Here is a 23213-nt window from a genome sequence, read left to right on the forward strand (position 1 = left end):
ATATGCGAACTATCAACCGAGTTTTATTAAACCATTAAGAGAAAATATAATGCAATATAAACTAATAGGCATTGTGCCGAGGAGAATGTAATTAATAAAATATAACTTTCTAAATTATATTGTCAGTAGCTATGAACACATTACCAGTTGTACCTCTTACTCAGTATCAAAAAGAAATCTACTATGAATCTCAACGTAATCCAGAAAGTAGTCAATTCACAATATCCATCGCAAGAATATTAAAAGAAAATATTAACCTTGAAAAACTTTTTTATTCAGTTAATAACGTCCTTAGCCATGATGTGACATGCCGATTGCGCATCATTGAACAAGAGGGTGTGTTAAGTCAGCAGATACAAAATATTACCGATAATCAAGCAGAGATAATTGATGCAGAAGGTGAAGATGTTGCTGCCCTCTTCAAAAAATGGTCAGAACGAGTTTTTAATCTGGATGATAAATCACTCCTTGAGATCGCTTTGTTACGAAATCTGAAAAATGGCGGCATAGCTATTTTTCTTCGGGCCCATCATATTGTTTGTGATGGTTGGGGAATAAACCACTTAGCAAAAAAAATTGCTGATTACTATCAAAATAATGAAGAAATTAATCCGAGAGGTTTGTCTCTCAATTCTGAGCAATATATCTCAGCAATCATTGAACAAGAAACAATTCTGTCAAAACCAGAAATAGAACAGCAAATAACAGAATTGGTTGTGCTTACACAACGCCACGAGTCCGTTTTTTTTAATCGGAGAAAGAAAACTCATTTATCTCGCTTCATACAGTATCGATATATACTGGATAAGATTGATGTTGAGAAATCTATTTCTCAAGGAATGAATCCCTACCAAGTCATTATGTCTGCGGTGACTATTTTATTGTCACGAGTACATAATAACACCCAGCTAGTAATAGGTATCCCGTTGCTCAACCGCCGTATTAATCAACTTAATATTGCAGGTCAATGGGCTAATACACTGCCATTGGCTATTGAGGTCAACGCAGAGGATACCCTTATTGAGTTAGCGGCTCGTATTAAAACAGAAATCACAAAACTAAAAACGTTTGAGCATATTCCTCTTGGGCGTTTGCTTAAGTCTATGGGGACGACAAAGCGTCAAGGGTTTGATGTCACTGTATCTTATAACTACTCACCTATAACAGCGACTTCCCGTGATACCTATAAAAACGAAGATATCTATGCGGCGGTTACAGCTCATGAAAATGATGCTATCGGGATCCACGTACATACCTATGGGGATAATAGTGAGGTCGCTGTTGATATCACCGGCGCGGCAGATGTTTTCGATGAGGATTATCCATTCGAAACATTTACAGCTTCCTTAGAGCGTATTACCAAACAATTGATTGCATTACCCACACAAACTGTTTCACAAGTAAGTCTCTCTTCGGCAGAAGAAATGGCTCAATTGGCGCTTTTTGAGCAAGGGCCAATCGTAGAATTCTCGCAGCAAGAAACTTTATCAACATTATTTGATAATCAGGTTTCATTACACGGGGAATCCGTCGCTATCGCAAATTCTGGCGATCAGCCTGCACTTACTTATACTCAGTTCCAGACCCGTATCGACAATATGGTGACGGTTTTACTGAAAGAGGGGGTGAGGAAAGGAGATATCGTTGCCATCTTAATGGATCGCAGTACGGATATGTTAACCGCTATCTTTGCGGTATTAAAAGCAGGCGCTGCCTATTTGCCTGTAGATCCCAACTATCCGCAGGAGCGGATTGATTATATGTTGAAGGACAGTGGCGTCACGGTCATCATCTCCGACAAACTTAATCCGTCTTTAATTGCTCAAGCTTATATTGTCATTGACGGAAATCACATTTCAGTTCAGGAGAATGTGAAGCAACCCAATTTATCTACAGCGGATTCTCTGGCATATATGATTTATACATCAGGCTCCACTGGGCAACCTAAAGGTGTGATGATTAATCATTATTCAGTGGTAAACCGGATTGAATGGATGCAGGAACGTTATCCGTTGGATAATACTGATGTGATACTACAAAAGACACCGATTTCATTTGATGTTTCTGTCTGGGAGTTATTTTGGTGGTCGATTTCTGGGGCATCTGTTCACTTATTACCACCGGGTGCTCACAAAGATCCCTTAGAGATCATAAAAGCGATCAGTACACATAATGTGACGACATTGCACTTTGTCCCCTCTATGCTCCAGCCTTTCTTAGATATTTTGGAAGCCGAACCTGAGTTAGTGTGGAAATTAACCAGTCTGCGCCGTGTATTCACCAGCGGTGAAGCGTTACCTTCTACACGGGTTAATCAGTTCCGTAAGATCTTTTCCTCTTTTGGTTTCAATGCACCGGCTTTGGTCAATCTCTATGGCCCAACAGAGGCAACCATTGATGTATCGTATTTCGAGTTTATTCCTGAAAATAATAAAGTGATCAAGCGAGTACCCATTGGTTTTCCAATCAACAACATTTCACTGAGAATTATGTCTCAGCATGGTACTCGACAATCAATAGGTATCGCTGGTGAGTTACAGATTAGTGGTGTTGGATTGGCTCGTGGTTATCACAATAAACCAAAATTAACTGACGAAAAATTCATTTTGGATGGAGGTGAGCGCTGGTATCGCACAGGAGATTTAGCAAGGTGGTTATCTGACGGTAGCATCGAATATTTGGGAAGAATTGATAATCAGGTAAAAATCAGAGGTAATCGTATTGAGTTGGGAGAGGTACAAAACACACTTGAGCATATTCAGGGAATTAGTCAGGCGCAAGTTTTACCACAAAAAAACAGTAATGATGATGCTTACCTTTGCGCATATTATGTAATAACTAATAATGATGTAACAAATAACCCGAATTTTACTTCTGAAAAACTGCGTAAAACTTTACTGGAATTTTTACCTGATTTCATGGTTCCTCTGAAATTTTTCCGGGTTCCTTACATTCCTCTTACACCAAACGGTAAAATCGATCGTGGAGCGCTTGGCGCATTGGCGGAAACAGAAGTTTTGAGTAACCATGATGATGCTCAAACAGAAACAGAATATCAACTAGCAGAGATTTGGAAACGGGTATTAAAGATTGAAAAACTAAGTGTACAGGATAATTTTTACACATTAGGCGGTGACTCAATATTAATGTTGAAAGTACGTTCTGATGCTGAAAAGGCGGGAATAAATGTAACTCTTTCTGAATTATCACAGTATTTGACGATAGCCGAGTTGAGCCAACAAATTGACCCCGACCGTAAAATTCAAAGTGCCGTTGAATTATCTCCTTTCGCGCTGATCAAAGAAAAAGAGCGGGCAGCACTTTCTCAATATGAGGACGCATTCCCTGTCACTCAGCTCCAACTTGGCCTGATATATCATAGCCAGCAGAGTAAAAGCCTTACCACTTATAAAGATGTTTTCCGCTATACTCTGAAAGGAAAGTGGGAACCTGAAATCTTTCGTAAAAGTGCAGCAGAGACTATCCAACGTCATCCTGCTCTTCGTTCACACTTTAACCTGGCCGATTTCAGCGAACCTTTGCAAATCATCAATCACAGTATCGATCTTGATAATGCCATAGGGATTCAGGATCTCAGCTTATTGACATTGGCTGAGTCTGAACAAATTATCAAAGAGCACATGGAGAAAAGCAGTCGTCAAGACTACCAATTTGATCGTGCGCCGTTATATCACATCAGTTTATTCAAGACCGCAGACACTATAGAGATGGTGATCAGTTTCCATCATGCCCTTTTAGATGGTGGCAGTGTGGCAAATTTAATACGTGAACTCTTTTTTCGTTACTTGAATGAGGGAATATATTTTTTTGAAACGGATGTACTTCCATCACCTGCTTTGTATATACAAGATGAACTCCGTGCATTACAAGATCAGGAACATCGAGTGTTTTGGAAAAACATGTTTAATCGACTTCCCCGAACCCAATTTCCCAGCTACCGATTGTATGAAAGTTTGCCAAAAAATCGAATTTTTTCAAAAAAAGCAATTATTCCAAAAGAAATTGAAAAAAAGCTGGAGATCTTAGTACAGCATGAACACGTTTCAATTAAATCGGTATTCTTTGCTGCACATTGTTTAACTGTGACCAAAGTTACCGCTCAGGATGAAATTGCGACTGGATTAGTCACTCATGGAAGACCAGATGCACAGAATTCAGAGCAAACGCTGGGCTTGTTTCTTAATACACTCCCTGTACGTTTCTCTGTATCGAACAAAACATGGAAAGAGTGTATCCACTCTGTATTTAGTGCTGAACAGCGTCATGCCCCATACCGTAAATATCCACTTAATGCTATCCAGCAAGTAGCCGGTGAAGGTGCAAAAATAAGTTCCGCGTTTAATTACATTCGATTCCACATATTAACGGAAATATTTAGTGGCCCTGATTTATCCCTCATCGGGTTTGATCCGTGGGAAGAAACTAACTTTGAAATACTGTTCAATGTCATGACTGACTTCATCACAGGCCAACATTATTTACGATGTGATTTTGACGGCAATGTTTTCTCACAAGTGCAGGCTGACACTTATATGGACACTTATATGACCATATTGAACAGAATGGTCAGTCATGGTGATCAGCCAGCAACCCTGAGCCAGCCACTCACACAAAGAAGCAAGGTAATACCATCCTCAAAATTCATATCAACATTGGACATGATTAAGAAGAATGTAGGGGAGCAACCTGATGCAATAGCAATTCGTTATCATGGCATGCAATGGAGTTATGAAAAACTCTGGTCAGAGTCCGGTAAAATTGCTTCTGAACTGATTTCTAAGAGCGTTGTTCAAAATACACCGATTGCTATTGTTCTTGAACGTTCTCCGACACTCGTTGCATCACTGATTGGTGTAATGAGAGCAGGCGGAGTCTGCTTACCATTGGATCTGAGTTATCCAGCTCAGCGTATTGCAGCAATGGTGGAACAGGCTCAGCCGATACTGGCTATTGTTGATGATAAATCCGATACATTACTCAACATGGTGACAGTCCCGACCATAAGGGCAGACATGTTGATAAACGGCAATACACATGTACCGAATAGAGAAATAGCCCCTGAGCAGCTAGCTTATTTACTGTTTACCTCAGGTTCAACGGGTAAACCCAAAGGCGTGGCAATGCCACATCGCAGTCTGTCGAATTTGATTGTCTGGCAGAATGAAACGCATACTGGTAAGAGTATTCGTTCTACCTTACAGTATGCACCGTTGAGTTTTGATGTTTCATTTCAGGAAATCTTCTCTACACTGACTTCTGGTGGTGAGTTACACCTTATTAGTGAAGATGAACGGCGTGATCCTTTGCAGTTACTGCATATTATCAATAAGTACCAGACAGAAAGAATTTACCTGCCTTATGTTGCACTGCAACAATTGGCTGAAACAGCAGTCGCACTGGACACTTACCCAAAAAACCTGAAAGTGGTTATCTCATCCGGTGAACAACTTCGGGTCACAGAAGATATTCGTCTGTTTGTTGGTCAAATAAATAACGGTATTCTTGAGAACCAATATGGCCCAACGGAAACGCATGTCATCACTGCATTTACGATGGAGGGAGCTCCAAAGTCCTTCCCTGAGCTTCCCCCTATTGGTAAAGGTATCACCAATTCAGATATCGTACTCCTTAACAGTCAATTAGAAGAAATCGCTTCTGGTGAGCAAGGTGAAATTTACGCACGTGGTTTACCAGTCGCGCTAGGTTATTACCGTCAGCCAGAACTAACCGCAGAACGCTTTATTATGCTCAAAGACGGTGATGAGCCACTGTATCGTACCGGTGATCTGGGTGTGAAGCTTAAGGATGGCAATATTCTCTATTTAGGCCGCAAGGATACTCAGGTTAAAGTTCGTGGTTATCGTATTGAGCTGGCGGAAATAGAATTAGCGGTATTGAGTACACCTGATGCTGATAAAGTACTGAAAGACGTTGCTGTTGTCGTTCAACAACACGGTGAAAATGATGGTTTTCTGGTCGCATTCCTGATTGGAGAAAAAAACGAAGCATTTACAGTGCGTGTACAACAACATTTGTCTGAAATGTTTCCTAAACACATGCTCCCTTCCAAAATAGAGTGGTTAGAATCACTGCCTAAGACTCCTGGTGGGAAACGTGATGATGCGGCATTACGTAATATGCGGATCATACATGGGCATAATGATGTAGAAGATATTGCTCCGCGAGACAACTATGAGCAAGTATTGTGCGATCTGGCGGCAGACTTATTGAAAATACCCAGCTTATCTATCCATCAAAACTTGTTTGATAACGGTGGTACATCATTGACAGCCATGAGAATGGTCGTTCTGGTAGATAAACATTTCGGTGTCAGCATTCCTTTGTCCCTTTTTATTAGTAACCCAACTGTCGCACAGTTAGCTGTATATATCAGAGAAAAAGGAGGCTATCCAAAATTCAGTCCTCTTGTTCCCATGCGTACTGAGGGTCATAAACGGCCATTGTTTTTTGTCCATCCAATGGGGGGCAATGTATTGTCTTACTTACGGTTAGTGAAGTATTTCCCCAAGGATCAGCCTTTCTATGCGTTACAGGCTTACGGCGTGGACGCAGGATCTAAACCATTGGTCAGTATACAAGAACAAGCGGCAAATTATCTGGAATCCATACGTCAAATCCAGCCACATGGCCCATATTCAATCGGAGGTTGGTCTTATGGCGGATTTGTCGCATTCGAGATGGCACGTCAATTGAAAGAGCATGGAGAAAAAGTCGCAAATCTTTTCGTCTTAGATACGGTTGCTCTTAACACGGAGTCTCAGGAAAAAGTGAATGAGGAAGCACTGTTACGATGGTTTTTCTGGGAATTATTATGGATTAATGAAGGCGCGACTCTCCCTGAGCAGATTGTACCGGAGCATATAATTTCTTTGCAGGAACGATTTGAATACATCACAGAGCATGCAATTGCCACAGGAGTCATTCCACAAGGCAGTTCCCGGGCCTTAGTACAAAGATTATTTGACGTGTATCAGACCAATTGGAAAGCGGCTACAGATTATGCTGCTTATAAGGCAGATATCAATATAACGTTATTACATGCAACGCGTCCATTACCTGAAGTGTTACGTTCTATGCATGATGCGGTAAGAAGTGCGTATCGTGATCCTAAAAATGGCTGGGAGAGTAAGACAACGGGACGTATCAATGTTATTGATGTGTCGGGTGATCATTTGGAAATGATGGAAGAGCCTTATGTAGAGGAAGTAGCACAAGCAATCCTTCGAGAAATGAAGACGTTATCCCCTACAAAATAAGCCTTATTGGTTTCGGAGGAAGTATGAATCGTCAATTAAAAGTGATTGTAATCGGAGCAGGAATTGGTGGGATAACGGCTGCTATAGTGTTACGGCGAATTGGCTATGTTGTTGAAGTTTATGAACAGGCTCCAACTTTACGTACAGCAGGTTCAGGTTTGTCTGTAATGTCTAATGCTGTTGCTGCTTTATCCTCTATTGGTATTAATCTGAAATTGGAGCACTTTGGTGCTCCCATTAAGTGTTTTGAAATTAGGAATACCCGAGATCGTCTGATACGCAAATTACCAATACCTGAAATCTCGTCTTCTAATGGGTTCGATAGTGTTTGTATATCACGTAAAGCATTGCAGGAAGCTCTGCTACAGCAACTTGATCAGAATATTATCCATGTCGGCGCTAAGGTCACCGAAATTTCCGAGAGGGATGACGGTATTTCTGTCCGTTTTGCTGATGGCAGAAAAGCACATGGAGATTTGCTCATTGGTGCTGATGGGATCTACTCTTTTGTTCGTGACTATATCCAAGGGAATAAGCCAGTTCGTCCAGCTGATTATATCTGTTGGTTGGCGATTACTCGTTATCAACATCCGCAGATAACACCTGGTTACGTTGGTCATTATTGGGGAGCAGGAAAACGAATAGGTTTGATCGATATAGGTGGGGGTGAAGTATATTGGTGGGGAACTGCAAATATGCCTACTGAGCAGCTCTGTGAGTGGAAAGGAAATAATAGAGACATCTCGTCTTATTATAAGGGGTGGCCAGCGATTGTTTCTGATATTATCTTACAAACTCCATCTGAAAATATCATTTCTGTCTCTGCACAAGATAGGCCTTTTTCACCCCTCTGGGGGAAAGGCAGAATTACGCTGTTAGGAGATGCGGCTCACCCTATGTTGACAAGCCTTGGTCAAGGTGCGGGTATGGCTATCGAAGACGCTGTTGTTTTAGGGCATGTATTCAGGCAGCAGTCAGATCCAATTTTTGCTCTGCGTCAATACGAAAAAATTCGTATTCCAAGGGCTGAAATGTTAGTTAATACATCAAGAATGCTGAGTGAAACTGAGCAAGAGGATCGTATTTTTCATTGTTTGAAAAGAGATCTGTCCTTACGGTTTGTGCCAACGAAAAATCTCAAAAAAAGTATAGAACACTCATTAAATTTTCCTATGGAAGATTTTTAGAACATAAAAAACTGTGTGACACTTTTACCTGTATTAGTGTGGGGGTTATCGGGTGGTGTAGGGGGCAGTTCTCCTGCTCCGCCCGATAACCCCATCAAAACTTCCGGTCGAACCCAGAGTACATATGCTGTCCACTTTTAGTTTGTTATCAACATATTCAGCAAAGCCCGTAACACAATAGTCCGGGCGGTGTTCTTCAACCGACTGATGTTACACTGTCACTAGCTAAGTTGAAAGTACATAAACCTAGCAGGGGACTACGCAATGCCAAGGTTGGAGCGGGCAATTTCAGGTCGTTACGGCCATTTAAATTAGCCGGAAGATCATTGAAGAGTTTCAGTAGTTTTATTCGTCAAGGATGATTTCTGGTAGAGGAAGTTGATCATTAATAATTGCATCTGCAATCCGGATTATATCATTATCCAATGCACGATCGATCTCCAGGGGAGGGCTGATTTCGCGCACTGCCTGGTAAAATTTAGCTGTTTCAGGTGCAAGTTTACTAATATTGTCACGGAGATAAATTGCCTGACAAACGACCAGTATTGTCATTGCAACAATATTACGTAATTTTTGTTCCATTTCCAGAACATCTTGCGCAGCATGCAAACCCAAGCTCACAATATCTTGATTGTACTGCTCTGTTGCTAAAGTATGTATACTAGATGCAGCACAATCATGGCGGATTGCAGCAACTAGGGCTGTTTGTGAAATTTGGACACCTTTAAAACCTTGATACATGCCGGGAGTTGGACTAAGTGAATTCGGTAATCCGCGAGAGAAACGGCTATCCATCATCAGTGCCACAATTGCGTGAAGATGATTGGCAATTAAAGCGATATCCAACTTTAGTGCATCCATAGTCCGTGCAATATATTGCCCCATAAAATTTCCACCATGTAAGACATCACCATTTTCTGGATCAATCAAAGGATTATCATTCACAGAAATAACTTCTCGCTCCAATATTTTTCGAGCTGTAGCTAAAGATTCCGGAACTATGCCTAATATTTGCGGTGCACAACGAATTGAATAGACTTCTTGTAAGGTATCATTTAACCGGGTGATTTCCTGGTGACGACAAGCCTTATTCGCTTGTTCTTTAATTCCCGCTAATAAATTGATCTGTGTCGAACCTTCTAATAAATTACGCAATGTACTGGCTACTGCTTTTTGTCCCGGATGATTTTTTACCTGTTGAATTCTGGCATCATAATGTTCATGAGATGCGAATAATGCTTCAACAGCCAATGCAATAACAGATATTGTCGCTTTTAAGAGTTTTTCCAGTTTAATAATTGTAAGTGAACCGATACCTGACATCACCCGGGTGCCATTGATAAGAGCGAGCCCTTCTTTTGCTTGCAAGGATAACGGCGTCAATCCTGCACGTTTAATTGCTTCAGCAGCGCTAATTTCTTCTCCCATATAATTAACCTGACCAATACCACATAATGCACGTGCAATATAAGATAAAGGAATTAAATCACCGCTTGCACCCACTGAGCCATACCGGGGAACCAGGGGTACAATATCATGATTAAGATGATTGGCTATCGTTTGAGCGACAATTGGTCTGGTTGCAGACCAACCTTTACAAACAGAAAGTAACACAGTAAATTGTGAAGCTCTAATACAAGTTTTGGACATATAGTCCCCAGTGCCAACAGAAAGAAAAGTTAACAGATTTTTCTGATGTTCTGAGATCTTCTCAAACGGCACAACTAAATTGGCATTCCCTCCAAATCCTGTATTAATTCCATATATTACTTCTCCTGAATTTAATTTATCCTCTAATTTTTTACGACCACGGTTTAAAATATTTATGACACCTTTTGATATTTCTACTTTTTTCTGTTTTGTCGCAATCTGATAGATTTCTTCCAGAGAGATAAAGCCATTTTCATTAATAATGATGGTTGGCTGAATATCTTTAGTGTTCATTTTCATCTCCATATAAAATAAGAATGTAATAATACGTGGTTTCGTATAAAAAGTGCAATCATGGAACAGGTGTATCAGTCACAACTCAATCTGACACATCAACTTGAAAAGATGAAAATTACCAGTATTTTGAGGTAAAAAAATAAATGGCTTCAACGGTTATAAAATAACTTAGGGTTTAATTATTTTTAATCTGCGATTCTATTTATGAGAATAGTAAAAGGAAGCCTTATCACTCTTCATTGGGCTATTCATCTAATAGGTTATCCATTGCGGGTCTCCCAGAGATATTATAGTCTTGACAATAAATAGCGATTAATAATCGATAAGACAGAGAGATGGATTGTGGCAAAAAAAGAAAACCAGAAAAGCTATATAGGCGCAAATCTCCCTTATGACCAATTCGAATTAATTCCTCTGAGCATACCAATGTGTGGGATGTTGTCTTCTAGGTATACCTCAGATACGGCTTGGAAGCCGTGTTTGGCGTAAAATGATTGGAGGTGTGCTTGCGCAGATAAAAAAATAGGGGATTCTGGGTAAGATCTTTCTATGAAGGAGACTACATTTTCCATCAGCTTGTGTCCTAACTTGGCTCCTCGCACAGATGGATCGATAATGATTCTCCCTACGACAATTTGTTTTGAGCTTTTGTATGCTTGTAGTATGCGTGCATAAGCTATGATTTTTTTGCCCTTAGAGCCTACAACGTGTAGTGTATCTTTCTCTAAATCTAAACCATCCAGGTCTTGATATGGGCATGACTGTTCAACAATAAATACCTGATTTCTCAGAGAGAAAATCTTATAAAATTTTTCAGTATCAATATGTTTTGATTCTAAGTATTCCCAAGTCAATTCCATGTTTCCCTCTTTTTTACAACAGAATGCCTAATGCCAATCGGAGTAAATAAGTTATAGAACCAATTATCGCAAAACAAATTACAAAAATCATTGCAACTAAACTGAGTCTCAGTTCCTTAACAAGCCTATCCTGATAGCGTAAGGTGAGCGCGTTCAACTCGTACATAGCGCAGACATTAGCATTGAGCCCCTACAACACGGGTTCGCATAATGTATAAGCGTTATGTTTAATTGCTAGGCTGCTAGAATAGCGGTGGCAGCCTAGCAATTTAGCATAACGTGGATTGTGCGAATCCCCGCACCGATCTTTCCTGTCCACCTGCCCAAAAGCCCACATCCCTTGACTCCCTAAACTAGTACACGAGGGGATATGGGCGCTATTTATTCACATTCTGATCGCACTGCATTAGGTCTTCAATTTTTGAATTCCTATAACGGTTATTTTGATTCATTTCACCGTCAGCATCAGCCCTTACAATCCCAACCTGAATATCACAAGAACATTGCTCGTTTCGCTCAATCAAAACGGGATTATTTGTTCTCTCGACAGCGTTATATTCAAGTATTTGGGGAGCAGGAGGGAGCTTTTTTACCGTCTCTTGATTCTCGAGTTCATCAAATCATTTTTTTATTTGAGGCTGATTCATTACCTGAATTTTCTTTGGATTGGCGTATGTATGTTGCTTACTTAGCATCTGGCTTCGGATCTTTTTCTATCTCTGTGGCGCAAGCTGTTTGTAGTTTAGTGAAGGGACTAGGTGTCGAGAAAGCAGTAACAAGGTTAGAAATGGCTTATTCTTTGGCGTTCGCAACCCCAGACGGCAAAGGAAAGGGTATTAACCTGTTCTGTTCAGATGAGGATTTACAACTGGTTGCTGATGATCTTGTTCAATCACTATCTGATTCGCCTTTATGGTCTTGGCTTGAATCTTCTGATGATCGGGATACTTTTTGTGATGCTTTTATTGATATCATCAAGGATCGTGTTGAACAGGATTTTAATTTTTCGGCTGATACTGTATCGAAGTTGATTCGTGCTCGGACTGGTGATACATCTACCGATAAAAAATTAGGCGTTATTTTGCGTTTTATGAATCCTTATTTTGTTCGTCGTTTTCTGGACAGACAACGCCTTACCAGAGTACTTGAGATTTCCCGTATCTTGATGATGCTTTCACCGCTAAAGCCATACTCCTCTGATTGGTTACTTTCACACTATAAGCGTAAGGATGCTAAAACGTTGCGCTTTCTTGAGGCCATGGGGATTTTTGATGCTGATGAAAAATTGGTTTGCAGCCTGAAAGAAGCGTTTGATTCCTCTGTTTCTAATCGCAAAAATCGAGTTGTCGAGTTGATAGTTCGTGCAAAAGGGGTTTGTTCACTAGCCGAAGATATGGGCTTGACAGGTTACTTTATTGTGTTGACTTGTCCTTCTCGTTTTCATTCGGTCAGAACAGTGAAGAACAGTAAAACGGGTAAGGCTTTTCATACTGAAAACCCACAATGGATTGAGAATGGGATGCCGACTGTTCGTGATTCTCATCAATGGTTGCTGGACACTTTTACTCGTGTCCGTAAGCGCTTGGATAAACTCGATATCACTATTCCAGGATTGCGAACAGTTGAGCCACACGCAGATGGCTGTGTTCACTGGAATATATTGTTTTATTCTCAGCCTGAGCATATTGATACAGTTTTATCGATTTTTACGGAGGAAGCATTTAAGGATTCGCCAGATGAGAAGGGAGCAAAACAGCACCGTATAAAAGTGACGGCGGTTGATCCTGAAAAGGGTGATGGCTTCTCTTATATCATTAAATATATTACCAAGATGGCAGGATTTGAGGACTCTAAAGGCATTTCAGAGCTGAATGACAAATATTCAGGGACTTCATTTCAGAATGCTGTCCAGCGTGTTTCTGTTTGGTCTCGTGTTTCAGGAATTCGGCTTTTCCAGTTCTTTGGTTGCCCAAGTGTTACCGTTTATCGCCAGTTACGACGTTTGCGCCATCCATTGAAAAAAGGAGATATTTCATTGGAGCATTTTACTGATGTTGAAAAATGCGAATTGGAAGAATTACGCCTTGCCGCTGATGATGGCAATTTTTTACGTTATATCGAGTTAAGCGGCGGTTTTTTCTCGGACTTTGTGGCACAGCCTTATTACTTGACTCAGATTATTGATGGTGAAGAAAAAAGGAATTGTTACGAAGAAACAGCCAGTAAAGCCGTTTATGGTTTTACATTTCATCACCATGTTTTTATAACTCGTTTTACAAATTGTGAGGTTAGACGAATGAATGAAGCAGATCGCCTTGCGTTGGCATTTTTACGCGCAGATGAAAATACCTTAAATCAGGACTTTCTTGATTGTCTCGAACAAGGTTCTGATGATTTTGAAGATGATTACGAGCCAGAGAACGGGAGGCGCTTGCCAAGTTTATTAGAAGGTACTCGCTCATGATGAGTTTTTCTCTATGTGTGCTGTGTACTCAAATGAATACCTTATTACGTTGCAGGGGGGCTGCATCGTTATTGACTGTCAGAATTGTTTTCTTTTTGTTCTCAGAAGATAGATTCTTGGGTTTTTCATCGTGTCTTTTGAAAACAAAGCGGCCACAAGGTGAGGTCACGAGCCTTGAGACTGTTTTGTTTTCCTTGGACTCGTGACAATAACTGTCGCTAAATAGAGAGATAAAAATATGATTAATAATTACATAGATCGTTATCAGTATAAACATGCTATGCCTGAGGGATTTAAAGCAATGGCGGTTCAAGGTGGGCACTTTTCTCATGTGCTTTCAGATATTGAAGAAAGGGAAATTTTGGCTTCCGATGGTACGAAAGAGCTAAAGCAAAAAGAAAAATTTGGTTTTGTTTTGGCAGTGCCATTTGATGATCATAAGTTAAAGGTACGAACAACTGAGTTTCGTAAATATGTTTGTTCCAAAGAGGATTATATTTTCCTCAAATCTGTTGAAGCAGATATTTCAGAGCAACCAGTTTATATCTCATTTTTACCGAGTGCGTGGGCGACATCACGAGATAATAACGGTGTCTGGTATCAATATGTCACTGGTTCAATTCAGCGTTTTGATGGAAAACCATTAATTATTAATAAAAAATGATTAATCACTATTTGTTTTAAGTAATGAATGGTAATGTCCTCTATATATAATGATAAACAGACGGGACAACCTTCAATGGGTTATAACGTCGAAATATTTTTGGATTTGCAAGAATAATCATTTGAGAGGTAAAATCTATGGTATCTAAAAACGAAAATATTACTGCAACAATTTGTAATTTAAAATCTAAGGATGACTGTTATTCTATGGCATTAAATTCATCATATTTGCCTATTGGATATTCATCTAAACCAATTACTACAACTGATATTTCTGCTTTTCTTGTTGTTGTTATTTTGTTATTTTGCATATTTTTTTATGGGATGAGAAAATTACTTCTAATAATTAAGTAGTGGTAATAATAGTAAATTGGATTATTTTATTTTTCATTTGATTGGAAAGGTGTCAATAAATAAACAAAACTTAAAAATTATTGCTATTTAAAGGGGATTGTTAATTTTAAAGGAATAGTTATTTATGAATGACTATACCGAAATTACAACTAAATTCTGTCAGCCTCATATGGGTATGAGTACTGGTAGTAATAACTGTAATGATATGATTTTGAAATTACCGAAATCAGAAGTGAATAAACTTCAGTCTTCGATTATTTCAAACAGTCCGCCCTTAGGTGAATTCAATATGAATATCTTAGGGGCGGGGCTAGGGCTTGTCCTAGTCTTTTATGTATTAGGTTACGGATTAGGACGCATGATAAAAATGGTTAATTTTTAGGTATATTATGAAAATCAAAAATGTTATTTCGAACGGTTATTTAAAAGCAGGCGTTTTAGCTTCTTTGGCATTGAGTTCTGGTGTATTTGCGGCTGATGGCGCACAACAATCATCAAGTGGGTTTGATATTCTTTTAAAACAAATTGATATAGCACCAATTATTACAGGTGTTTTTGCTGTAGCAGGTACGGTTTTTGGTGTATCTGTTACCATCATGGGAATTAAAAAGGTTGGGGGAATGCTCAAATCCTTTTAATTTAAAGGGGCTTTTAGCCCCTTTTTAGAGGTTTTTATGTGGGAATTAATGAGTTTTTTTACGGGGGTATTATGTGCATGGGCAGTAATACAAGGATTTAATAGTTATTAATTATAAGGTCATTATCATAATGCTTTATTCCGTAAAACGACATTTTATTTTTTTCTTTCTGATTTTTATTATATTATTTCCCCCTTTTTATTATGCTTATGCAAACCCCGTTGTTTTGTTAGCCCGTACTGGTATCGGTGTTGGTTTAGCCAGGGTAATAGCGAATAGGGCTGCTGCTGTTGCGGCTAATGATGGTGTATATTTATCCTTAGTAAGTAATACAAGTCGTTCTATCTCAAGTACTTTATTAAAACGTATTTCATCTAAAATAAGTGATAAGTCAGTGTATAAGACGGTTGGCGGCGCTTTGAATTGGGCTGGGGTTGGTTATGGTATTGGTACTATAAATGAAAATTCCTTTGTTTCTGATGATATTAAAGTAGCAACCACTGGAAAAAAACGAGAAGACGGACGTTATGATGTTTCTGTGGATGGTAAAAACTATATTTCAGATTTTGAACCATCGCCTGACACTCCGTTTTTCATTACTATAAACACTACAGAAAATGGCGATGTAATCATTTCGGATTCAGAGAATAAATTATATCCATTTTATACCTATTTTAATAAAAAAAGAATACATGGCCATGACTGGTCAAATATTGCTTTGTCCTATTTTTATCAGTACAAAAAATCAAATTCAACAAAGATTTGTGGACTTGGGCGCGTGTCTTGTAATGTGGATTCACCATCGGTAAAACGCATTAGTAAGCAAATGAATTACGTAACAATTGGGTATGTGGGTACATACCTTGAATCTCAAGGGTTTTATAAAAAAGGAGATTCAGGTCATTTTGAATTTAACGTTAATATTTATGCTAACTCTAATTTTAGTGACATTCCTAAAAATCCAGAACAACAAATTAATGAAGTTAAAGAGCAACTCATTGATAAGTTAAATGAAATGAAAATTGATGTTGATGAACTGACAAAATTATATAACGATATGTTTATGGAGGCGTCTTTATCTCCTGATTATCAGGGCGTTCCTTATAGTGCTAGCAACCCTATTACTAAGCAAGAAGTTATTTCTAGTAATCCTGAGTTATCTAACTTGAAAAAAAGTGAATGGCTTAAGCCTGCGCAAGTGAATGCTAATTCACCAATTCAGGTGATGCCGTCTTACTCTAATTTTAATGAATCAGCTAATTCACAAGATGTTAATACAGATATAAAAGATGGTGATGTTAAATATCCAGATTTAGATATGCCGACGGCTGAGCAGATATTAACACCTTATAAATCTTTTTTCCCTGAGCTACAGAATTTTACTATGCCATTTAGAAATGCTCAATGTCCGGTCTGGGATATTGATATCCCTTATATGAATTTTAGGGGGGGAATAGATTCTCATTGCACGCTGATTGAGGAAAATAGAGACGTGATTGAATCTATTTTTGTATTGGTTTGGTCTTTTTTGGCATTACGTAGACTGCTGAGTGCATAGGGAATCAGATGGGGCGTTTATTAAAATTATTGCTCGGTGAGGGATTGAGTTTTGTTTTCAAAGGGATTGTGGCAAAGTTTTTTTTATTCTTTGCATTATTTTATGTTACAACTGAATTTATTCCCATTGTTATTAATTGGTTTTTACCAAAATCAATTAATTTATCTGAGCTTTTTGGCGCATTACCTGATGCGATGTGGTATTTCCTCAATTTGTTGCAATTTCCGTTAGGTGTGCCTTTGTTAATTTCTGCGATGGTGACGCGGTTCATTATCCGCCGATTGCCGATTATTGGTTGAATAAGGGGATAAGGATGCCTATCACGGCTTATGTAGGAGTGCCTCGTTCGGGTAAATCTTATGAGGTGGTTAAATCGGTTATTGTTCCGGCGATTGCGTCCGGTCGTCGCGTGGTTTCGAATATTTACGGTCTGAATGAAGAAAAAATTAAAGCCTATTGTTTGAAAAAGAATAAAAAATTGTCTTCTGATCATTTAGGCGAGTTGGTGCTTGTTGAAAATAGCCAATGTTTGGATGAAAACTTTTTGCCCTCGATGGAAAACCGCGACACCTTTTGCCGGGCGGGGGATTTGGTGGTTATTGATGAAGTCTGGCGGGTCTGGGGCAGTGAGAAAGAGATCCCGAAAAATCATCGCTCCTTTATTGCTGAGCACGGCCATTTTGTTGACGCAGCAACGGGCGTGATGTCGGATTTGGTCGTCATTAACCAGTCGGTGTCGGATATTCCGCGGTTTATTAAAAACCGGATTGAAACCACATACCAGATGAAAAGGCATGTGGCGCTGGGCTCAAGCCGCCGTTATAGGGTCGATGTCTTTGGTCAGGCGAAAGTAACGAAATCTAACCGGATAACCTATTATCAGGAAAAATACGATAAAGCGATTTTTGAATTATATAGCTCCGTGGAAGGGAATAATCATAAGCAACTGAGAACGGATGCTCGTCAGTCTATATTTTCTTCAACAAAATTTTTAACACTTGCTGTGTTTATACCTAGTTTGGTCTTGGTTTCCCTTTATTTTCTTTATAAATATTTTAATCATTATTTAAGTCCTGACAGTCAGAAACAAGAAGTTTCTGTCAGTCAATCCACATCTACAACAACTGCACTGCCTGTTAATTCGATTATCAACCCTGTGAAATCAACGGTGTCGCTATCAGATAAATGGCGCATTACAGGTGAGTTGGTTAAAGATGGCAGGGCGTATGTAATTCTGGCAGATAAGCAAGGGCGGTTGCGCCTCGAACCACGAAGCCAATTTCAGTACAGCGGGCGGCTTTTGCAGGGCGATATTGAGGGGCAGATCGTGAATTATTACTCTGGAGGAATACAATAATGAGAAAAGGATTATTTTTAATTTTTTCCTTACTGGCCTTGTCTGCACAAGCTAAAAATGTGGATTTCAAGCTGGAAGCTGTACCATTACCCAAAGCGATTGGGCTTATTTATGATGAAGTCTTACAAAAGCCTTATATGCTTGATCCGAATCTTGCCAGTGATACCAGTCTGATAAGTTTTCATGCTACCGATAAGCAGGATTTTAACCAGTTTATTGTCCGTTATTTCCAGAATATGAATATTAACGTTCATGAGAAACAAGGGGTTGTTTATCTTGTCAAGGTGAAACCGCCTGAACCCAAGGTGATGAAACAAAGTTTCGTTTATAGCCCCGTCCATCGTGATGTCGAGTATTTACAGAGCTTTTTAAAAGTAGAGGGTGAAGTGGCTGCCAGCGGTGATAAGCTGGTTTTTTATGGCACTAGAGAAGAGATAACACGGGTTCAGAGTGTGTTAAGTTCCGTTGATGCGCCATCACGTGAAGTGGTGGTAACTGGTTATGTTTTTGAAGTCCAGGATATTGAAAAAGAGGGCAGCGGGATTAACCTCATGGCTAAATTATTGTCAGGTAAATTAGGAATTAATATTGGCATAAAACAGAATTATGAGAATTTCATTACGATCAATACAGGTGGCCTTGATGCGATGGTTGAGCTGTTTCGCCGTGATGAACGTTTTCATGTGGTGAGTAGTCCGACTTTGCGTGTGAAATCCGGTTCAAAAGGTAGTTTTAGTGTCGGCTCTGATGTGCCTGTGTTATCCAATGTGACTTATCAGGATGGGCGGCCTGTGCAATCCATTGAGTATCGCTCCAGCGGGGTGATTTTCGATATTCAGCCCACAATTAAAAGTCAGGCGATTGATTTAGAAATACGACAGCAATTATCCAACTTTGTCAAAACAGATACGGGTGTTAACCAGTCGCCAACCTTGATTAAGCGTGACATTGTCACTGATGTTTCGGTCAAAAGTGGTGAGATTATTGTGTTGGGCGGTCTGGCTGAAAACAAGGTAGAAGAGGGCAAAACAGGATTCAGTTTCCTGCCGAAAGGTTTTTTAACGGGTAAGTCAAAAGCCAATACGAAGACTGATATTATCGTATTATTGCAGGTAAAAGTGATCTGACGTTATCGAGCACGGAAAAGCCGCCCCCGCAGCGTTGCGAGGAGGCAGGTTTTTCCGGCACAGATAGCGTCATTCTGTTTTTATATTGGCTATAATCCGGATAAAAATAGAGTATCGGATATTTGGGATAGATAGAGATGAGAAATATTATCGGATATGAGCAGCTCGATATTTTCTAGGTAATTAATTAGTTAGAGGGTATTTTTATGTCTGTGAAGAATCAGAGTCGTGACCGTCTTCCTAATGGAAGATTAAAATCTTATCGTCGGGTAGGAAGGTGTTTTCCTAGTTGTAAGAGATGGTTTGATAAATCTCCGTCTTGGTATCGTAACTTGATGATGACCAGACCAGAACGGCGGGAAGTGAAACTGCTTTTGTCTAAGGTACTAAACGGTAGCGATCCTGATGGAATGGCGTTTCCGGTGCACAATAAACCCTTTGCATGGTTTTATTGAATGGCGTCAATTTTGCCTATCTTTATATCATCGTTACAATGTAAAAATACTTATTTTAGTGATGACGGTAATTATGGTAATTACCGTAAGATAGTGGACCTTAGGAATCAGACGTTCATATCTAACGAACTAACCACTCATGTTTAACGAACTAAGTGCTCATGTTTAGAAAAAAGGGAGAGGGAGGATATGAAAAAACTTAAAACACATGCAGAACTACATACCGAGTGGATGAAAAATCCTGAATATAAAGTAGAATATGAAGAATCCTCCGATGAAGAAGTGGAATTTCATATAATTCAACTTATTGAAAATAAAAGATAAAAAATCGTTTTTGATTCAAGGTTTGATAAACTTCGGGAAGTTTGAGTTTATTCTATTGTAATAGCTCTGATGATCGTAACGTTGCTCGTTCAATGGATTGGATGCCCGTTAGGGCATGTAAGGCGGCATTCGAAAGGTTATGGGAGAACAGTGGCTAATCCGCCGATACAAAGGGGGGGACTGAATCAGGGAATACGAAACCCTCCCTTCACCCTGCTAAGCCCGTGAGCGAAGCGAACCACGGAATTATCAGACTCACGAAAGCAGAACGGTCGATAGACAAAAGGCTATTCAGCGGACACGGCGAACTAAGTGCTCATGTTTAACAGAGTGAGTGCTTATTTTTAACGAACTAAGCACTCATGTTTAAGGTATTAAAGTTATAATAACTTATTAATTTTAAATGTTTTTTATAGTCTCGGAGCTAATAATTTTTTTATATTTCGTAGTTCTTCTAATCCACCTGGTATCATAAAACCTAATGTTCCATCATTATGATCTATAACTTCTTGGAGTTTGGCTGTGTTTTTGTATTTTTCAATCTTTGATAATGCATAAGAAGCATCTTCTATTAAATTGTATATTTTCATTTTTTTTATGTTTTCATGCCATTTTTTTGTTTCTTCATTGTAAATATATACACGATCAAATCCTCTTGTTATGCAATAACCAACTACTTTCCATTTTTTCAAGTTATTTTCCTTAAAGAAATTTAGTGGGGGATGTATATCAAAACAAATGTATTATTTACTAAAAACAGCCCATATAGCTAATGCTATCACTATGAATATTAAAAAAGTTTTAGGATTTGTTGGAATATGCATTACATTTTCCTCTTAGTAAGTGTGTCATGCTGTAGTGGTCTAAGGTTATCTTCGGGTTTTCAGCCTTGCACCTGATGTTTTACAGAATGGCTTAAGTCTTTAGCTGAGATTTCCACGGCGCTTTATACCCCATGAGTTTTTTAAAACCTGCATTATTAGAAAGCGGTTGCTCCAGTATTTGCATGAATGCATGATATTTTTCGTCGCTAACGAATAAGTGGTGCTGATCGAGTATAACTTCTTTTTTATTAATAAGTAGTTGACTATTATCATTTTTAGTGTCTTTCATATCATTCCCTTATTAATCTATAAAAGAGTGAAATCTCCTCAGTAGAGGAGATCTTTGTATTTTTGCAGTTAGTTTTGAGTCTGTTGCTTAACAGCATGAATCAAGTCCTTTGCTGCATCTTTTGCATAATTATCAATCAAATGGTTAACAAGGTCAGTCCATGAGATAGATTTTCCCGCCACATGACTGGCATCTATTGCTAGTCGTTCAAGCTTCAATTTTCTTTCGGCGACAATAGCCATAGTTGTTCGCTTAGGTGTAGACATAACAGTGTTCGCCTTTTTATTAGTCAAAATCTTATATTGACTTATTATAGGTAAACATTCATGTAATTGTATCTTTGTACTTGTATAAGTGTTTACCATGTGGTAGATTTTTTTCAGTGCATGATTGTATATGTGCATATTTCGCTAACTGGAACCATTGGAATGTGAGTTTTTTAGTCGGCTAGTGTAATGGTAGATCGAGTACTCAGGGTCAAACCTCAGTACTTTTTTAAAAGCATTACGGGTTCGCATAATGTATATTATGTTAAATAAACTATATAGGATTCAATTTCTCCTGATGTTGTCAGTACTTCATGGTGAGGTACAATAACCCTGATAATAAACTGAGATGTAATAGACAGATTATGAACCATGAATAATACTACGATGAAAAATAATAAAATTATCATTGTTGGTGCCGGTTTTGTAGGAACAACGCTGGCATGGTGTTTATCTTACCACCATAAGGGCGAAATTATTCTGATTGATAAAGGACAGGCGGGTAACGGAGTGACTAAACAGGCCTTTGCATGGCTCAATGTTTCTTATGGTAGACCGGGCGCTTACAGCAAGCTTAGGCAGCAGGCACTCAATGAGTGGCATTATCTCGATAAACAAACAAACGGAAAGTTAAATATAAATTGGTCAGGTGCTATCAGTTGGCAGGAAACTGAATCTGCAACCCGTGAATTTATCGATATTTATAGTGAATCGGGCTTTAATGTTAAGGCATTGACGAAAGCTGAACTTCAGACACTGGAACCACAGCTTGTAACCCTCCCGGAGCTTGCTGCCTTTGCAACGGAAGAAGGTGCTGTTGATCCTCTTCACGCAACACAAGTACTTTTACAGGAAGCTCTGAACAACGGTGTCACCTATCTGCCGGAAACGGAAGTGACTGCCATTAACTATAATGGCAAACAGATTCTCGGAGTTACTACATCACAGGGAGTTATCTGTGCTGATCAGGTTGTACTGACTGCCGGTGTCGGCATAATTTCTCTGATGGAAAAATTAGGGGAACAGCTCCCTTTATCTGCATCTCCTTCTATCATCGTGCTATATCAACATCAGGCTGAAACTCCTTTTGTACACCACATTATCTCAACTCCTGATATGGAAGTACGTCCGATATCAGGAACAGCTTTGCTTGCAGCAGAAGATTATTTAAATGACTGTCCTGAAAACAGTGCCACATGTATCGCACTAAATGCCCTACCTGCCATAAAAAAAGCCTTTATAGGTAGTGATAGTCTGTGCTTAGAAAAGGCTTCTGTTGGCATGCGCCCAATTCCTAAAGATGAAATGCCCATCGTTGGAAAAGTTACTGATTATTGTGGTTTATATATGATCAGCATGCATGCAGCAATTACACTTGCACCACTGATATGCCGACTGGCGCAGGAAGAAATAATAAATGACACAGAACAGGCTGCGTTAAATCCATACCGACTAACACGCTTTAGTGCTGAAGACTTGTAATTGACGTTTTTTTAACTGGTTTATGCATCATCTTTTCAAAACTTGCGATTTTCATCACGTTTAACTATTAGCCTATTGATATGCAAGAATGAATTCCGCCCCCTCTCCTCCTATCAGATA

Annotated in this window: 18 protein-coding genes; 13 read left to right on the forward strand and 5 right to left on the reverse strand. The window is 39.2% G+C overall.

Going from position 1 to position 23213, the window contains the following annotated elements; translation table 11 throughout:
- Nucleotides 1-131 precede the first annotated feature (131 nt).
- Both HGO23_RS10040 and HGO23_RS10045 read left to right on the forward strand, forming a co-directional pair.
- Complete coding sequence (locus tag HGO23_RS10040; protein ID WP_209026524.1) at nt 132-7298, forward strand: amino acid adenylation domain-containing protein; 7167 nt, start codon at nt 132-134, stop codon at nt 7296-7298.
- A 23-nt stretch (nt 7299-7321) separates the two neighbouring features.
- A complete protein-coding gene (locus tag HGO23_RS10045) occupies nt 7322-8485 on the forward strand; it encodes an FAD-dependent monooxygenase (protein ID WP_209026525.1) in 1164 nt (387 codons plus the stop codon).
- A 345-nt stretch (nt 8486-8830) separates the two neighbouring features.
- Here the strand turns inward: HGO23_RS10045 and stlA are convergent, their stop codons facing one another.
- Nucleotides 8831-10429: a phenylalanine ammonia-lyase StlA gene (stlA, locus tag HGO23_RS10050; protein WP_209026526.1), complete on the reverse strand. Its 1599-nt coding sequence runs from the start codon at nt 10427-10429 to the stop codon at nt 8831-8833.
- 392 nt (nt 10430-10821) lie between these two features.
- On the reverse strand, nt 10822-11292 hold the full coding sequence (locus HGO23_RS10055; protein ID WP_209026527.1) for a GNAT family N-acetyltransferase: 471 nt from the start codon (nt 11290-11292) through the stop codon (nt 10822-10824).
- A gap of 370 nt (nt 11293-11662) precedes the next feature.
- On the opposite strand from HGO23_RS10055, the gene HGO23_RS10060 reads away from it, so the two are divergent.
- The 10 genes from HGO23_RS10060 (at nt 11663) to HGO23_RS19925 (ending at nt 20232) form a co-directional block, all read left to right on the forward strand.
- The gene (locus tag HGO23_RS10060) at nt 11663-13756 is read left to right on the forward strand and encodes a replication endonuclease (protein ID WP_209026528.1); all 2094 of its coding nucleotides are present in this window, start codon (nt 11663-11665) and stop codon (nt 13754-13756) included.
- Nucleotides 13757-13994: 238 nt separating this feature from the next.
- Nucleotides 13995-14420, forward strand: a complete 426-nt coding sequence (locus tag HGO23_RS10065) for a hypothetical protein (protein WP_209028839.1) — start codon at nt 13995-13997, stop codon at nt 14418-14420.
- A gap of 477 nt (nt 14421-14897) precedes the next feature.
- The gene (locus tag HGO23_RS10070; RefSeq protein ID WP_209026529.1) at nt 14898-15155 is read left to right on the forward strand and encodes a hypothetical protein; all 258 of its coding nucleotides are present in this window, start codon (nt 14898-14900) and stop codon (nt 15153-15155) included.
- Nucleotides 15156-15162: 7 nt separating this feature from the next.
- Nucleotides 15163-15411 (forward strand): hypothetical protein, encoded by a 249-nt coding sequence (locus tag HGO23_RS10075; RefSeq protein WP_209026530.1) that lies wholly within the window; start codon nt 15163-15165, stop codon nt 15409-15411.
- A gap of 130 nt (nt 15412-15541) precedes the next feature.
- The gene (locus HGO23_RS10080; RefSeq protein ID WP_209026531.1) at nt 15542-16969 is read left to right on the forward strand and encodes a hypothetical protein; all 1428 of its coding nucleotides are present in this window, start codon (nt 15542-15544) and stop codon (nt 16967-16969) included.
- 8 nt (nt 16970-16977) lie between these two features.
- The gene (locus tag HGO23_RS10085) at nt 16978-17268 is read left to right on the forward strand and encodes a DUF2523 family protein (RefSeq protein WP_209026532.1); all 291 of its coding nucleotides are present in this window, start codon (nt 16978-16980) and stop codon (nt 17266-17268) included.
- A gap of 14 nt (nt 17269-17282) precedes the next feature.
- Nucleotides 17283-18326 carry a zonular occludens toxin family protein gene (locus tag HGO23_RS10090; RefSeq protein ID WP_209026533.1) on the forward strand — a complete coding sequence of 348 codons (1044 nt, stop codon included), beginning with the start codon at nt 17283-17285 and terminating at the stop codon, nt 18324-18326.
- A complete protein-coding gene (locus HGO23_RS10095; protein WP_209026534.1) occupies nt 18326-19453 on the forward strand; it encodes a type II secretion system protein GspD in 1128 nt (375 codons plus the stop codon). Before HGO23_RS10090 ends, HGO23_RS10095 begins: the two co-directional genes overlap by 1 nt.
- 206 nt (nt 19454-19659) lie before the next feature.
- Entirely contained in the window at nt 19660-19908 is a 249-nt protein-coding gene (locus tag HGO23_RS10100) for a hypothetical protein (protein ID WP_209026535.1), read from the forward strand.
- Between the two features lie 189 nt (nt 19909-20097).
- Nucleotides 20098-20232: a hypothetical protein gene (locus tag HGO23_RS19925; protein ID WP_280529515.1), complete on the forward strand. Its 135-nt coding sequence runs from the start codon at nt 20098-20100 to the stop codon at nt 20230-20232.
- A 410-nt stretch (nt 20233-20642) separates the two neighbouring features.
- Here HGO23_RS19925 and HGO23_RS10105 read toward each other — a convergent pair whose 3' ends face one another.
- The 3 genes from HGO23_RS10105 to HGO23_RS10115 form a co-directional block, all read right to left on the reverse strand.
- Complete coding sequence (locus tag HGO23_RS10105; RefSeq protein WP_209026536.1) at nt 20643-20924, reverse strand: hypothetical protein; 282 nt, start codon at nt 20922-20924, stop codon at nt 20643-20645.
- Nucleotides 20925-21147: 223 nt separating this feature from the next.
- Complete coding sequence (locus HGO23_RS10110) at nt 21148-21345, reverse strand: type II toxin-antitoxin system TacA family antitoxin (RefSeq protein WP_209026537.1); 198 nt, start codon at nt 21343-21345, stop codon at nt 21148-21150.
- A gap of 68 nt (nt 21346-21413) precedes the next feature.
- Nucleotides 21414-21611: a hypothetical protein gene (locus HGO23_RS10115; protein WP_069315805.1), complete on the reverse strand. Its 198-nt coding sequence runs from the start codon at nt 21609-21611 to the stop codon at nt 21414-21416.
- Between the two features lie 387 nt (nt 21612-21998).
- On the opposite strand from HGO23_RS10115, the gene HGO23_RS10120 reads away from it, so the two are divergent.
- Complete coding sequence (locus tag HGO23_RS10120; RefSeq protein ID WP_209026538.1) at nt 21999-23093, forward strand: NAD(P)/FAD-dependent oxidoreductase; 1095 nt, start codon at nt 21999-22001, stop codon at nt 23091-23093.
- Nucleotides 23094-23213: the final 120 nt, after the last annotated feature.

Source organism: Xenorhabdus budapestensis (genome assembly GCF_017743015.1).
Taxonomy (GTDB): Bacteria; Pseudomonadota; Gammaproteobacteria; order Enterobacterales; family Enterobacteriaceae; genus Xenorhabdus; species Xenorhabdus budapestensis.

What these genes read in the sequence shown, in the direction of transcription:
- HGO23_RS10040 (WP_209026524.1), top strand. Translation starts at nt 132, where the DNA reads ATGAACACATTACCAGTTGTACCTCTTACTCAGTATCAAAAAGAAATC.
- stlA (WP_209026526.1), bottom strand. Translation starts at nt 10,429, where the DNA reads ATGAACACTAAAGATATTCAGCCAACCATCATTATTAATGAAAATGGC.
- HGO23_RS10080 (WP_209026531.1), top strand. Translation starts at nt 15,542, where the DNA reads ATGCTTTATTCCGTAAAACGACATTTTATTTTTTTCTTTCTGATTTTT.
- HGO23_RS10075 (WP_209026530.1), top strand. Translation starts at nt 15,163, where the DNA reads ATGAAAATCAAAAATGTTATTTCGAACGGTTATTTAAAAGCAGGCGTT.
- HGO23_RS10045 (WP_209026525.1), top strand. Translation starts at nt 7,322, where the DNA reads ATGAATCGTCAATTAAAAGTGATTGTAATCGGAGCAGGAATTGGTGGG.
- HGO23_RS10100 (WP_209026535.1), top strand. Translation starts at nt 19,660, where the DNA reads ATGTCTGTGAAGAATCAGAGTCGTGACCGTCTTCCTAATGGAAGATTA.
- HGO23_RS10115 (WP_069315805.1), bottom strand. Translation starts at nt 21,611, where the DNA reads ATGTCTACACCTAAGCGAACAACTATGGCTATTGTCGCCGAAAGAAAA.
- HGO23_RS10090 (WP_209026533.1), top strand. Translation starts at nt 17,283, where the DNA reads ATGCCTATCACGGCTTATGTAGGAGTGCCTCGTTCGGGTAAATCTTAT.
- HGO23_RS10070 (WP_209026529.1), top strand. Translation starts at nt 14,898, where the DNA reads ATGAATGACTATACCGAAATTACAACTAAATTCTGTCAGCCTCATATG.
- HGO23_RS10055 (WP_209026527.1), bottom strand. Translation starts at nt 11,292, where the DNA reads ATGGAATTGACTTGGGAATACTTAGAATCAAAACATATTGATACTGAA.
- HGO23_RS19925 (WP_280529515.1), top strand. Translation starts at nt 20,098, where the DNA reads ATGAAAAAACTTAAAACACATGCAGAACTACATACCGAGTGGATGAAA.
- HGO23_RS10060 (WP_209026528.1), top strand. Translation starts at nt 11,663, where the DNA reads ATGGGCGCTATTTATTCACATTCTGATCGCACTGCATTAGGTCTTCAA.
- HGO23_RS10120 (WP_209026538.1), top strand. Translation starts at nt 21,999, where the DNA reads ATGAAAAATAATAAAATTATCATTGTTGGTGCCGGTTTTGTAGGAACA.
- HGO23_RS10065 (WP_209028839.1), top strand. Translation starts at nt 13,995, where the DNA reads ATGATTAATAATTACATAGATCGTTATCAGTATAAACATGCTATGCCT.
- HGO23_RS10110 (WP_209026537.1), bottom strand. Translation starts at nt 21,345, where the DNA reads ATGAAAGACACTAAAAATGATAATAGTCAACTACTTATTAATAAAAAA.
- HGO23_RS10085 (WP_209026532.1), top strand. Translation starts at nt 16,978, where the DNA reads ATGGGGCGTTTATTAAAATTATTGCTCGGTGAGGGATTGAGTTTTGTT.
- HGO23_RS10095 (WP_209026534.1), top strand. Translation starts at nt 18,326, where the DNA reads ATGAGAAAAGGATTATTTTTAATTTTTTCCTTACTGGCCTTGTCTGCA.